At 73.7% G+C, this 12,254-nt stretch carries 11 protein-coding genes; 5 read left to right on the top strand and 6 right to left on the bottom strand.

What is annotated here, in order from left to right; genetic code table 11:
* Positions 1-38 precede the first annotated feature (38 nt).
* On the bottom strand, positions 39-773 hold the full coding sequence (locus tag IH80_RS0122430) for an RDD family protein (RefSeq protein ID WP_030962794.1): 735 nt from the start codon (positions 771-773) through the stop codon (positions 39-41).
* 65 nt (positions 774-838) lie between these two features.
* Positions 839-2,275 carry an RDD family protein gene (locus IH80_RS0122425; protein WP_030962793.1) on the bottom strand — a complete coding sequence of 479 codons (1,437 nt, stop codon included), beginning with the start codon at positions 2,273-2,275 and terminating at the stop codon, positions 839-841.
* Positions 2,276-2,533: 258 nt separating this feature from the next.
* On the opposite strand from IH80_RS0122425, the gene IH80_RS0122420 reads away from it, so the two are divergent.
* Positions 2,534-3,013: an SsgA family sporulation/cell division regulator gene (locus IH80_RS0122420; RefSeq protein WP_030962792.1), complete on the top strand. Its 480-nt coding sequence runs from the start codon at positions 2,534-2,536 to the stop codon at positions 3,011-3,013.
* Between the two features lie 248 nt (positions 3,014-3,261).
* On the opposite strand, the gene IH80_RS0122415 is transcribed toward IH80_RS0122420, so the two are convergent.
* Positions 3,262-4,653 (bottom strand): FAD-binding oxidoreductase, encoded by a 1,392-nt coding sequence (locus IH80_RS0122415; RefSeq protein ID WP_030962790.1) that lies wholly within the window; start codon positions 4,651-4,653, stop codon positions 3,262-3,264.
* A 96-nt stretch (positions 4,654-4,749) separates the two neighbouring features.
* Between IH80_RS0122415 and IH80_RS0122410 the strand changes: the two genes are divergently transcribed.
* Positions 4,750-6,243: a tetratricopeptide repeat protein gene (locus IH80_RS0122410; protein ID WP_234432343.1), complete on the top strand. Its 1,494-nt coding sequence runs from the start codon at positions 4,750-4,752 to the stop codon at positions 6,241-6,243.
* 370 nt (positions 6,244-6,613) lie between these two features.
* Here the strand turns inward: IH80_RS0122410 and hppD are convergent, their stop codons facing one another.
* Positions 6,614-7,768, bottom strand: a complete 1,155-nt coding sequence (gene hppD, locus IH80_RS0122405; protein ID WP_030962788.1) for a 4-hydroxyphenylpyruvate dioxygenase — start codon at positions 7,766-7,768, stop codon at positions 6,614-6,616.
* Positions 7,769-7,909: 141 nt separating this feature from the next.
* On the opposite strand from hppD, the gene IH80_RS0122400 reads away from it, so the two are divergent.
* From IH80_RS0122400 to IH80_RS0122390, 3 genes are all read left to right on the top strand, one after another.
* Entirely contained in the window at positions 7,910-8,389 is a 480-nt protein-coding gene (locus IH80_RS0122400; protein ID WP_030962787.1) for an Lrp/AsnC family transcriptional regulator, read from the top strand.
* An 86-nt stretch (positions 8,390-8,475) separates the two neighbouring features.
* Positions 8,476-9,186: a helix-turn-helix domain-containing protein gene (locus tag IH80_RS0122395; protein WP_078906691.1), complete on the top strand. Its 711-nt coding sequence runs from the start codon at positions 8,476-8,478 to the stop codon at positions 9,184-9,186.
* On the top strand, positions 9,183-10,478 hold the full coding sequence (locus IH80_RS0122390) for an MFS transporter (protein WP_030962784.1): 1,296 nt from the start codon (positions 9,183-9,185) through the stop codon (positions 10,476-10,478). The genes IH80_RS0122395 and IH80_RS0122390 overlap by 4 nt, the downstream gene beginning before the upstream one ends.
* On the opposite strand, the gene IH80_RS0122385 is transcribed toward IH80_RS0122390, so the two are convergent.
* Together IH80_RS0122385 and IH80_RS0122380 are read right to left on the bottom strand one after the other, a co-directional pair.
* Positions 10,408-11,205 (bottom strand): S16 family serine protease, encoded by a 798-nt coding sequence (locus IH80_RS0122385; protein WP_078906690.1) that lies wholly within the window; start codon positions 11,203-11,205, stop codon positions 10,408-10,410. The genes IH80_RS0122390 and IH80_RS0122385 overlap by 71 nt on opposite strands.
* A 191-nt stretch (positions 11,206-11,396) precedes the next feature.
* Positions 11,397-12,038, bottom strand: coding sequence for an IclR family transcriptional regulator (locus IH80_RS0122380; RefSeq protein ID WP_030662724.1), 642 nt, complete (start codon positions 12,036-12,038; stop codon positions 11,397-11,399).
* Positions 12,039-12,254 lie beyond the last annotated feature (216 nt).

Below are 12,254 nucleotides of genomic sequence, written 5' to 3'. Positions count from 1 at the left end.
TCGGGGGGAGGCCGCCCGCGTCGCTCACCTGCCCGTGACTAGGTCGCCTGGACCACCACGGTCTTGGCGGCCTTGTCGTGCAGGCCCTGCTTGTAGGGCTTGTCGACGAGGATCGAGATGATCAGCGCGATCGGCCACAGGCAGAAGCAGCAGATCAGCGTCGGCAACCAGAGCACGGCGGCCCGGGTCAGGGCCGCGCCGGACTGCGGCACGGTGCCGTCGTTGAGCATGGCGACGCGCAGGCCCATCGCCTTCTTGCCGATCGTGCGGCCGTCCTTCTTGGTGAACCACCAGTCGTAGCCGACGTACGCGACGATCGAGATGAGGGTCATCACCAGCCCGCTGCCGCTGTACGACTTGGTGAAGACCTCGCTGACGTCCTCGCCCCGGTCGGTCTCGACCGTGTAGCGGTTCGCGCCGAAGGCCAGCTGGATGAGGAACAGCGGGACGGCGACGATCACCACGTCGATGACGCGCGCCGCGAGCCGCTTGCCGAAGTCGGCGAGCGGGGGCATGCCGGCCAGCGGGTCGGGCATGCCGTAGCCGCCGCTGCCGCCGTACGGGTCGCCTCCGCCGCCGTACGGGGGCGGAGGGGGCGGGTAGCCCCCGCCGCCGGAGCCCGGGCCTCCCGGGGGCGGAGGGGGCGGGCCGCCGCTCCCGGGCGGCGGCGGCCCGTACGGCGAACCGCCCGACGGGGGCGTCGGCTCCTGGGGCTTCTTGAGGAACGGGTCTTCCTCGGGCGGCTGGCCCGGCGGCGGCTGGTCGGTACTCATGGCCCGAGTCGAACCCGGGTCCGGCTCCCCCGCAACGGGACCGCGTCCGTTCGGGGGGATGCCCCCTAGCGGGCCACGTACGTACCGGCGGCCTTGTCGTGCCAGGCCTGTCGGCGCGGGCGGTTCACGAGGCACCACAGGCTGCCGGGCAGGCCCAGGAAGGCGTACACGAGCCAGCGGCGCAGGGCCGCGCCGAAGGACGGCGGGCGCAGGGTCGCGGTGGCCAGCACCCGGACGCCCAGCAGCTTCTTGCCCGGGGTGCGCCCCCAGCGGGCGGTGGGCAGCACCTCGTAGAGGACGCCGAAGAGGAGGACGGCCCCGAAGACCATGCCGAGGCTGCCGGCGATGGTCGAATCGAGCAGCCAGACGGTGGTGGTGCGGCCGCTCGCCCGGGCGGCGTCCACCTTGGCCCGGACGTGGGCCTCGGCCCCGGGCAGGAGGGGCCGGGCCACGGTGGCGGCGACGGCGCCGAACACGAGGGAGTCCAGGGTCCGGGCGAGGAGCCGGCGCACCAGCCCGGCCGGGCGCACGGCCCGTTCGGCCATCCGCTCGAACACGGCTCTGGACGTGGCGGCGCGGTCGGTACGGGCACCCGTACCGGCCTCCTCCGGTCCGCGCGGCTCCCGTCCCGCGGGCGCCGGCGCCGGCTCCGCCCGGGCGGCGTCCGCGGCGGGCAGCGGATCCTTCGGACGGACCCCGGCGGGCCGGGGCTCCCACACCTCGGAGTCGGCGGCGGGAGCGGCCGCGCGCGCGGGGCCGGTTGCGGGAGTCGCCTCGGGCCAGGAGGAGGTGACCCCGGTGGGGCCGGTGCCGCCCGCTCCGGGGGCGTCGGGCCATGCCGGGGCGGCGGGGGCCGCGGGGGCCGCGGGGGCATGCGCGGCCGGGGAGCGCGCCGACAGGATGCCCGGGGAGGCCTGCGCGGGGAGCCGCGCGGGCGCGGCCGCGTCGGACGGCGTACGGGCCAGGGAGATCCCTGCGGGCCGGGCCTGGGGCTGCCCGGGGGCCGGGGTCGGCTCCGGGTCCGGTTCGGGCGCCGGAGCCGGTGCGGGGCGGGGCGCGGGCTCCGGTTCCGCCTCCGCTTCCTTGGGGCTGCCCCATGACACCCGGCGGTCGCGCGGCCCGCCGAAGCCGGCCTGGTGCAGGGGATCGGCCTGCCAGGCGGGGGCCGGCGCCTGCGCGGCCGCGGGTTCCGGCCCGGGGCCGGGTTCCGGCAGCGCCTCGGTCACGGAGGTCTCGTCCAGGAACACCGGTCCCGTCTCCTCGGCGCGGGGGACGGCGGGCGCGGCGACGGGAGCGGGAGCGGGGGCGGGGAGCGGGCGGACCGGAGCGGGGGCGGGCACGGGGACGGGCGTGGGGACGGGTGCGGGCGCCGCCGGGGCAGGGCGGCTCGTGCCCGGGACCCAGGCCGCGCCGTTCCAGTACCTGATGTACCCCGGGATGGACGGATCCGGGTAGTAGCCCTCGCGGGCCGCGTGCTCGCCGTCACCAGGGGAGGCCGTCATGTCCCCAACTCCGATCGTGGCTTGAGGCTTGTGCAAGGGGAGGACCATAGCCAAGAACCGTGGCCCGACAGGTCCGGTAACGGGAGAATCCAAGCCATTGAGCGAACGTCACCCCCCACGGTGGTTTTCAGTCAGCCGACAAGATTCGGCCAATCTCGCGCTCCTCGTCGAAAGTCGCGTCATACCGGGGCACACGGATGCTCTCCGCAGGTGTGGGGCGCCATCAGGCCCCATCGCACCGACCGAAGCGAGGCCGTCATGCACCACCCCGTCATCGAGCGCGAGCTGGAACTGAAGCTGGTCCTTTCCCCAGAGCGCAGCATCCCCGTCCCGGCGCGCCTGCTCTACCTCACGGAAGACCCGTACGCCGTCCACATCACCTTCCACACCGGCTCCAGCACCCCGGTCCACTGGACCTTCGCCCGCGAGCTGCTCGTCGAGGGGGTGTTCCGCCCGTGCGGTCACGGCGACGTCCGGATCTGGCCCACGAAGGTCGACAACGAGGCCGTGCTCTGCATGGCGCTCAGCTCCCCCGACGGGGACGCCCTCCTGGAGGCGCCCTCCCTCGCCGTGTCGGCCTGGCTGGAGCGGACCCTGCGCGTCGTGCCGCCCGGCAGCGAGTCCGAGCGGCTCGGCCTGGAGGCGGCGCTGGCCGAGCTGCTCACACCGACCCCGGCCGACGACCTGTGGCTGCGCGATCCGTGGCCGTCGGACGAGCCGGCGGACGGGGACCTGTGATGACGCACGGTCCCCGGACCCCGGGCGGGCGCCGCAGGCCGGGCGGCCGCCGGCCCGGGGGGCACCTCCGCCTCATACGGTCGGAAGAGCCCGCCCGCGTCCTGGAAGAGCCCGCCCGCGTCCTGGAGGAGCCCGCCCGCGTCCCGGAGGAACTCACCCGGGTCGCGGAGGAACTCCCTTGGCTCCCGCGGGAATTCGCCCTGACGCCGGAGGCATCGGCCCGCGTCTCGGAGGAACTCACCCGGATCTCAGAAGAGCTTGCCCGGGTTGAGGATCCCCAGTGGATCGAAAGCCTGCTTGACGGAGCGCTGCATCTCCAGTCCGACCGGGCCGAGTTCACGCGCGAGCCATTCCTTCTTCAGGACGCCTACGCCGTGTTCGCCGGTGATGGTGCCACCGAGGGAGAGGCCGAGCGCCATGATCTCGCCGAAGGACTCGCGGGCCCGCCGCGTCTCGTCCTCGTCGGCGGGGTCGAAGCAGACGATCGGATGGGTGTTGCCGTCCCCGGCGTGCGCGCAGACGCCGATGAGCAGGTCCTGGGCGCGGGCGATGGCAGCGGTCCCGTCGAGCATCTCGCCGAGCCGCGAGCGCGGCACGCACACGTCGTCGATCATCGTGGCGGGCCGGAGGGCCTCCAGCGCGGGGAAGGCCGTCCGGCGGGCCTGGAGCAGCAGTTCCGACTCCGCCTCGTCCTCGGCGGGTACGACGGCGGTGGCTCCTGCGGCGGTGCAGAGCTCCGCCACGGCGGCGAGGTCCTGGGCGGCGTGCGGGGTGTCGAAGGCGGCGAGCAGCAGGGCCTCGGTGGCCTCGGGCAGGCCCATCCTGGCGAGGGCGTTGACGGCGTGGACGGTCGTACGGTCCATCAGCTCCAGCAGCGAGGGGGTCAGACCCGCCTCCATGACGGCGCAGACCGCCTCGCAGGCGGCGGCGACGGAGGGGAACTCCGCGGCCAGGACCAGTTGCCGGGGCGGCGCCGGTTTGAGGGCGAGGACGGCCTGGACGACGATGCCGAGGCTGCCTTCGGAGCCGACGAAGAGCCGGGTGAGGTCGTATCCGGCGACTCCTTTGGCGGTGCGCCGGCCGGTGCGGAGCAGCCGCCCGTCCGCGAGGACGACGTCGAGGCCGAGCACGTACTCGGCGGTGACGCCGTACTTGACGCAGCACAGGCCGCCCGAGGCGGTGCCGATGTTGCCGCCGATGGTGCACTGTTCCCAGCTGGAGGGGTCGGGAGGGTAGTACAGGCCCCGTTCGGCGACGGCACGTGAGAGGACGGCGTTGACGACGCCCGGTTCGACGACGGCGATCCGGTCGACGGTGCTGATCTCCAGGATCCGGTCCATCTTGACCAGGGACAGCACGATGCAGCCGTCGGAGGCGTTGGCGCCGCCCGACAGGCCCGTCCGGGCGCCCTGCGGGACCACGGGGATCCGCAGGGCGGTGGCGGTGCGCATGACGTGCTGGACCTGTTCGACGGTCCGGGGCAGGACGACGACCGCCGGGGTGCCGGCGGCGCAGAAGCTGGCCATGTCGGTGGCGTAGGAGGCGGTCACCTGGGGGTCGGTGAGGAGGGCCTCGGCGGGGAGCCCTTCGAGGAGGCTCGCGCGCAGACGTGCGGACAGGTCGGAGAGGTCATCATCCATGGGGCCAGCGTGGCAGCCGGGGCCATCGGTGTGAACACGCCCGCGCACGTCTTCGGACATCTCGGCGCGCTCTTCATATTGACGCACAGTGACCCCATGGACCGTATCGACGAGGATTCGCAGACGCCGGCGCCGCCCGTGACCTTCACCGGCCGCAAGACGCTCGTGGCCGCCGGGGTGGCGGTGGTCCTGATCGCCGGGGCCCTGTTGATCCGGCCGGCCCGGACCGGTGACGACGCGCGCCCGCCGGGGCCGAGCGAACGCGCCGCTTCGGCGGTGGGCATGGGTGCGCCCGCTTCGGCGACGGACGTGGTGGCGCTGGTGGCGGACCGGGAGAGGTGGGTCGCGGCGCACGCCGACGACGACGCCTCGTGGGCGGTCCTCGGCTCCGCCTATCTCGAACAGGCCCGGCGGACCGCGGATTCGGCCTGGTACCCGAAGGCGGAGAAGGCCCTCAAGCGGTCGCTGGAGGTGCGTCCGGCGGAGAAGGGCAACTTCGAGGCCATGACGGGCATGGGCGCGCTGGCCAATGCCCGGCGGGACTTCGGCACGGCCAGGAAGTGGGGCGAGCTGGTACGGGCGCAGTCGCCGAAGCGGTGGACGGCGTACCCGGTGCTGGTGGACGCGTACACGGGGCTGGGCGACTACAAGGGCGCGCAGAAGGCGATGGAGCGGCTGCTGGAGTTGCGGCCGGGGCTGGTGGCGCACGTCCGGGCCTCGCAGGTGTACCGGGACCGCGGCTGGCGCGAGGACGCGGTGGTGTCGATGGAGGCGGCGGCGGCCTCGGCGAAGTCCCCGGCGGAGAAGGCGTACGCGTTGTTCCGGCTCGGGGAGCTGTCCTGGGAGCGGGGCGACGCGGCGGAGGCGCTGCGGCAGTACGAGGGGGCGCTGCGGACGGATCCGGCTCAGGGGGAGGCCCTGGCGGGCCGGGCCCGGGCGCTGGGGGCGCTGGGGCGCGGCGGGGAGGCGGTGCGGGACTACCGGATGGCGCTGGGGCGGACCCCGGTGCCGCAGCTGGCGCGGGAGCTGGGTGAGCTGCTGGAGTCGCTGGGGCGGGCGCAGGAGGCGCGCGAGCAGTACGCCGCACTGACGACGATGGCGGCCCGGGACGGTGCGAACGGGGTGGACGAGGACGTGGTCCTGGGCCTGTACGAGGCGGACCACGGTGATCCGGCGGCGGCGGTGCGGCGGCTGTCGCAGGAGTGGGAGCGGCACAAGAGCATGCAGGCCGCGGACGCCCTGGGGTGGGCGCTGCACCGGGCGGGCGACCACACGGCGGCTCTGGAGTACGCGAAGAAGGCCACGGAGCCGGGGCTGCGCAATGCGGACTTCGCCTACCACCGGGCGATGATCGAGCGGGCGCTCGGCGACGAGGCGGGGGCGCGGCGGCACCTGCAGGAGGCGCTGCGGACGAACCCGCACTTCTCGCCGGTGCGGGGGCCGCTGGCGAAGGAGGCGCTGGCGTCGATCGGCCAGCCGCCGCCGGGCGGCCCCGAGCACCTGCAGCCGGTCACGCCGTGGGTCGAGCCGGAACTCCCGAAGCCGAACCCCCAGCCGAAGCCGTCCCCGTCCGCGTCGCCCCGCCGCTGACGGTTCGCACCGGGCCGGCCGGGCGCCCTCGGCCGCCGGACCGGTGCCCAGCGGGCAGCCGCTCGCCCGCGCGGCGGCACGTCCTCACGGCCATGCCGGGCGCAGCCCGGCATGGCACGGCGCAGCCGCAGGTCGCGGCCCGGCGGGGCTGGGTGCACTCCTGTCGGTCCGGCGGTCCGGCGGTCCGGCGGTCCGGCGGTCCGGCGGTCCGCCGTGGGGCCGCGCGTGCGGCCCGGTGCGCGGGCGGGCGCCGCGCCGGCCCACTCCCCTCCGGAGGGCACCACGCGGCGGCGTGTCCGTACGCGCACCGGGCCGACGGCAGCCCGAGGCCCCCGGCCGGGGCCGGGGGCCTGAAGGCACGCGTGCGGCCTCAGAGGTTGCCGCGCTTCTCCTGCTCGCGCTCGATGGCCTCGAACAGCGCCTTGAAGTTGCCCTTGCCGAAGCCCATCGAGCCGTGTCGCTCGATGATCTCGAAGAAGACGGTCGGGCGGTCCTGCACCGGCTTGGTGAAGATCTGCAGCAGGTAGCCGTCCTCGTCGCGGTCGGCGAGGATCTTCAGCTCGCGCAGCTCGTCGATCGGCACGCGGGTGTCGCCGACCCACTCGCCGAGCGTGTCGTAGTAGGTGTCCGGGACGGACAGGAACTGCACGCCCGCCGCCCGCATGGAGCGGACCGTGGAGACGATGTCGTTCGAGGCCAGGGCGATGTGCTGGACGCCGGGGCCGTTGTAGAACTCCAGGTACTCGTCGATCTGCGACTTCTTCTTCGCGATCGCCGGCTCGTTGATCGGGAACTTCACCTTCTTGGTGCCGTCCGCGACCACCTTGGACATCAGCGCCGAGTACTCGGTCGCGATGTCGTCGCCCACGAACTCCTTCATGTTCGTGAAGCCCATGACCTTGTTGTAGAAGGCGACCCACTCGTTCATCCGGCCGAGTTCCACGTTGCCGACGCAGTGGTCGATGGCCTGGAAGGTGCGCTTGGCCGGGCCCTCGACCATCGGCTCGACTGCCACGTAGCCCGGCAGGTAGGGGCCGGTGTAGTCGCCGCGCTCCACCAGCGTGTGACGGGTCTGGCCGTACGTCGCGATCGCGGCCAGCACGACCGTGCCGTGCTCGTCCTTGACCTCGTACGGCTCGTCCAGGCCGCGGGCGCCCTGCTCGACGGCGTACGCGTACGCCGCGCGGACGTCGGGGACCTCGATGGCGAGGTCGATCACGCCGTCGCCGTGCTCGGTGACGTGCTCGGCGAGGAAGCGGCCGTGGTCGGTCGTCGCCTTGATGACCGAGGTCAGCACGAAGCGGGCGGAGCCGTTGGTCAGGACGTAGCTGGCCGTCTCACGGCTGCCGTTCTCCGGTCCCGAGTAGGCGACGAGCTTCATGCCGAAGGCGGTCGAGTAGTAGTGCGCGGCCTGCTTGGCGTTGCCGACGGCGAAGACGACCGCGTCCATGCCCTTGACCGGGAAGGGGTCGGCCTCACGCGCCGTGTGCGGGGTGGTTTCGAGGTTCGCCAGAGACTCAGTCATGAGCGCAGAGTCCCGCCGATCCACAAGCTGCGCAATAGTTTCCTGAATGACTGTACAAAGTGCACAGTGACGTCGGAGGATGGCTGAAACATCTGTGCACTATGACCACCCACGAGCACGCGTGGGCACCCGGAGGCGTCCATGGGCATCGACGAACTCGACGGCCGGCTCATCGTCCTGCTCGCCCGCGAGCCCCGGATCGGGGTGCTGGAGGCCTCGCGCCGGCTGGGCGTGGCCCGCGGGACGGTGCAGGCGCGCCTGGACCGGCTGCAGTCCAGCGGGGTCATCCGCGGGTTCGGCCCGCAGGTCGATCCGACGGCGCTCGGGTATCCGGTGACCGCGTTCGCCACGCTGGAGATCAAGCAGGGGCAGGGGGCCGACGTACGGGCGCACCTGGACGGGGTCCCGGAGGTGCTGGAGCTGCACACCACCACCGGGCACGGCGACATGCTGTGCCGGCTGGTGGCCCGCTCGAACGCCGATCTCCAGCGGGTGATCGACCGCGTCGTCGGCTTCGACGGGATCGTCCGGGCCTCGACGGCGATCGTGATGGAGAACCCGGTGCCCTTCCGGATCATCCCGCTGGTGGAGCAGGCCGCGGAGGACGACAACCGGGCCTGAACGCACGCGCGTTGGACCCGGACTTCCGAAGAAGAGGTTGCAAAGAAACCCTTGCACAGGTTTCTTTGCAACTCTACGGTGGGGTCATGCCCGAGAACAGCGAACACAGCGAACACTTAGAGCCAGCAAGGCCGTTGGAGCCCCGGCAGCCCGTGCGGCCGGACGTCCGCTCCCTCGACGCCCGCTCCCTGCGCGGCCTCGCCCACCCCCTGCGCATGCGCCTGCTGGCCACGCTGCGCCAGGACGGCCCCGCGACCGCCTCCCGGCTGGCCGAGCGCCTCGGCGAGTCCAGCGGCGCCACCAGCTACCACCTGCGCCAGCTCGCCGCGCACGGCTTCGTCGAGGACGCACCGGAACGCGGCAAGGGCCGCGAGCGCTGGTGGCGGGCCGCCCACGAGGGCACCCGCTTCGACGAGACGCTGGTCGACGACGGCGACGAGACCACGCGCGCCGCTGCGGACGTCTTCCTGCGCCAGATCGCCGCGACGCACGCGCAGGAGGTCGACACCTGGCTGGCCTCCTCGCACACCTGGTCCCCGCAGTGGCGGACCGGCTCCGACTTCAGCGACTTCACGCTCCGGCTGACCGCCGCGCAGACCGACGAACTGGTCCACAAGCTGCACGACGTGATCAACGGCTACCGCGACGTGCCCGCCGAGGAGGGCACGGAGACGGTCCGCTTCCACACGCACGCCCTCCCGCGCCGCACCCGTGAGCTGCCGGGCGGCGCCGACCACCGCAACGCCGACCACCGCAACGCCGACCACCGCAACGCCGAACGAGCCGGCGCCGAATGAGCCGGCGCCCGCTGGCCGCCGTCCTGGCCGCCAACACCGTCTCCATCGCCGGCAGTTCGCTCACCCTGATCGGCGTCCCGTGGTTCGTGCTCCAGACCACGGGCAGCGCCGGCCGGGCCGGGGTCGTCGCCTTCTGCGCCACCCTGCCCGTCATCGTGGCCGCCCTGGTGGGCGGACCAGTCATCGACCGGCTCGGCCGCCGCCGGGTCTCAGCCGTCTCCGACCTGATCTGCGGCCTGTCCGTCGGCGCGATCCCGCTGCTGCACCACCTGGGCGTGCTGGAGTTCTGGATGCTGTGCGCGCTCATGGCCGTCGGCGGGCTCGTGCACACCCCCGGGCTGACCGCCCGGGGCGTGCTCCTGCCGAACCTCGCCGAGCACGCCGGCACCACCCTCTCGCGGGCCGCCAGCCTCTACGACGCGGTCTCGCGCGGAGCACGGATGGTCGGGGCCGCGGTGGCCGGCGTACTGATCGCGGCGTTCGGCGCCGAGACCGTCCTGCTGCTGGACGCGGCCACCTTCGGGATCTCGGCGCTGCTCGTCCTCGCGTTCCTGCGCGGGGTCCCGGCCGCCGAGCCGCAACGGGCCGCGGGCAAGGTCTCGTTCACCGCCTACCGCGCCGAACTCGCCGAGGGCTGGGCCTTCCTGACCCGCTCCCGGCTGCTGCTGGGCATCACGGCGATGGTCATGATGACCAACGGCCTGGACCAGGGCTGGTCCTCGGTCCTGCTGCCCGTGCACGGCCGGGACGTCCTCGGCGGCGCCACCACGATCGGCCTGATGATCTCCCTCTTCGGCGGCTTCGCCCTGCTGGGCGCCCTGCTCTACGGGGTGTGGGGCGAGCGCTTCCCGCGCCGCGCGGTGTTCGCGGCGGCCTTCCTGCTCTCCGGAGCGACCCGGTACGTGGTGGCCGCCCTCACCGACACGACGCTGCCGCTCGCGGTGACGATGGCGCTGGCCGGTCTGGGCGTGGGCGTGCTGAACCCGATCCTGTCCACGGTCATGTACGAGCGGGTCCCGGAGGAACTGCGCAGCCGGGTCGCGGGAGTGACCACCGCGGGCTGTGAGCTGACCATGCCGATGGGCGGCCTGGCGGCGGGCCTGCTCGTCGACGGCCTCGGGGTGGGGACGGCGCTGCTGCTCTTCGGCGGCACGTACCTGCTCACGACGCTCGCGCCGATGGTCTTCCCGGCGTGGCGCGCGATGGACGGGGGCCCGGACCTCAGCAGGACGGGGCGGACTCTCCCCGGTTCAGCGCACGAAGAGCGTTCACCGCATCCGTCAGCGAAGTGACGGGGACGAGCTGCAGCCCCTCGGGCAGCTCCGACTGCGCGTCCGCGCACTCGTCCTTCGGTACGAGGAACACACTGGCCCCGTCCCGCCGCGCGGCCTGGGTCTTCAGGGCCACCCCGCCGACGGCGCCGACCTTGCCGTCGGCGGTGATGGTGCCCGTGCCGGCGATGTTGCGTCCGCCGGTGAGGTCGCCGCCGCGGCCGTCGCCGTCGAGCTTGTCGATGATGCCGAGGGAGAAGAGGAGCCCGGCGCTCGGGCCGCCGACGTCGGCGAGGTTGAGGTCGACCTTCACGTCCTTGGGGTCCTTGTGGAGGAAGCCGAGGGCGGCGACGGCGGCGGCCGACTGCGACCTGGCCATTTCCTCCAGATTGTGCTTCTCGATCTCCTCGTCGCTTCCGCCCGACGAGTAGACCGCCTCCCGCGGCATGACCGCCTGATCGGTCTTGAACCAGTGGCCGACGAGCTCGTGCAGCGTCATCGTCGAGGACGGCCCGGTGGCGCGGATGGTGGTCATCCGCAGCTGGCCCTTGGTGTCCCGGACCGGGGCCCCCGAGACGGTGATGACGGGCTTGCCCTGGTCGGACCCCAGCACGTCGGCCGTGAGCCCGGGTACGGCGACCACGAAGGGCAGCGGCGCGAGGGCCGCCGCGGCGAACAGCCCGAGCACGGGCACGGCGCAGACGGCCAGGGCGGCGGGACGCGGCAGACGAGTCAGACGAGAAAGCACCCGCCCAATCTATCCGCCCCACCCCGCCGGCCCCACGCACCGTCCAGCCCCGCCGCGCTCCCAGCCCCTCCGGCGTTCGAGGCGCGGGGGCCGGGGGCGGAGCCCCGCAACGGGGCCCGGGGGCGGAGCCCCGCAACGGCGCCGCAGCCGGGTACGGGCCCGGGCACGCCCGGATCCGCCGAGCCCGCGGCCTAGCGGAGGGCGTCGGCGACCTCACGCGCCGCGTCGACCACCCGCGGCCCGACCCGCTCCGGCACGGCGTCGGCGAGCATGACCACGCCGACGCTCCCCTCCAGCCCGCTGATGCCCACCAGCGGCGCCGCGGCCCCACTGGCACCCGCTTCGAGCTCGCCGTGGGTCAGCGTGTATCCCGGCTCGATGAGGGAGCCCTGACGGGCGGCCAGAATGGCCCGCCCGGCGGCACCCCGGTCCAGCGGGTGACGGAAGCCGGCCCGGTAGGCCACGTGGTAGTCCGTCCAGGTCGGCTCCACGACGGCGACGGCGAGCGCTTCGGTGCCGTCGACGAGGGTCAGGTGCGCGGTGGCGCCTATGTCCTCGGCCAGGGACCGCAGCGCGGGCAGGGCCGCCTCGCGCACGAGGGGGTGGACCTGTCGGCCCAGCCGCAGCACCCCGAGCCCGACCCGCGCCCGGCCGCCGAGGTCACGGCGGACCAGGGCGTGCTGTTCGAGCGTGGCGAGGAGCCGGTAGACGACCGTGCGGTTGACGCCGAGGCGGTTGGAGAGTTCGGTGACGGTCAGACCGTGGTCGGTGTCGGCGAGCAGTTTGAGGACTCTGAGCCCTCTGTCGAGCGTCTGGGAGGTTTCCGCGGTCACGACGCCTCTCCCTCTTTCGGTGAGCGGCGGTGACTCTCGGGGTGGCGCGCGCCGGTCCCACGGCGGCGCACAGGAGAGGCCGCCGGTAGCGGCCATTGCACCGGCTGCGCTCCCGCGGCGGCGCTGCCACGGTGCGTTCGATGCGGGGAATGTAGCGAGCAGGTCCGCTCAGCGGAAGGGCTCGTCCAGAATCCGGGCGCGTGCTACCTGTTTGTG

Origin of the sequence: Streptomyces sp. NRRL S-378 (genome assembly GCF_000720645.1) — a bacterium.
Classification (GTDB): Bacteria; Actinomycetota; Actinomycetes; order Streptomycetales; family Streptomycetaceae; genus Streptomyces.
The sequence above is the reverse complement of the archived record's forward strand: the minus strand, read 5'-3'. Positions and strand labels throughout refer to the sequence as shown.

What these genes read in the sequence shown, in the direction of transcription:
- IH80_RS0122430 (WP_030962794.1), bottom strand. Translation starts at nt 773, where the DNA reads ATGAGTACCGACCAGCCGCCGCCGGGCCAGCCGCCCGAGGAAGACCCG.
- IH80_RS0122425 (WP_030962793.1), bottom strand. Translation starts at nt 2,275, where the DNA reads ATGACGGCCTCCCCTGGTGACGGCGAGCACGCGGCCCGCGAGGGCTAC.
- IH80_RS0122420 (WP_030962792.1), top strand. Translation starts at nt 2,534, where the DNA reads ATGCACCACCCCGTCATCGAGCGCGAGCTGGAACTGAAGCTGGTCCTT.
- IH80_RS0122415 (WP_030962790.1), bottom strand. Translation starts at nt 4,653, where the DNA reads ATGGATGATGACCTCTCCGACCTGTCCGCACGTCTGCGCGCGAGCCTC.
- IH80_RS0122410 (WP_234432343.1), top strand. Translation starts at nt 4,750, where the DNA reads ATGGACCGTATCGACGAGGATTCGCAGACGCCGGCGCCGCCCGTGACC.
- hppD (WP_030962788.1), bottom strand. Translation starts at nt 7,768, where the DNA reads ATGACTGAGTCTCTGGCGAACCTCGAAACCACCCCGCACACGGCGCGT.
- IH80_RS0122400 (WP_030962787.1), top strand. Translation starts at nt 7,910, where the DNA reads ATGGGCATCGACGAACTCGACGGCCGGCTCATCGTCCTGCTCGCCCGC.
- IH80_RS0122395 (WP_078906691.1), top strand. Translation starts at nt 8,476, where the DNA reads ATGCCCGAGAACAGCGAACACAGCGAACACTTAGAGCCAGCAAGGCCG.
- IH80_RS0122390 (WP_030962784.1), top strand. Translation starts at nt 9,183, where the DNA reads ATGAGCCGGCGCCCGCTGGCCGCCGTCCTGGCCGCCAACACCGTCTCC.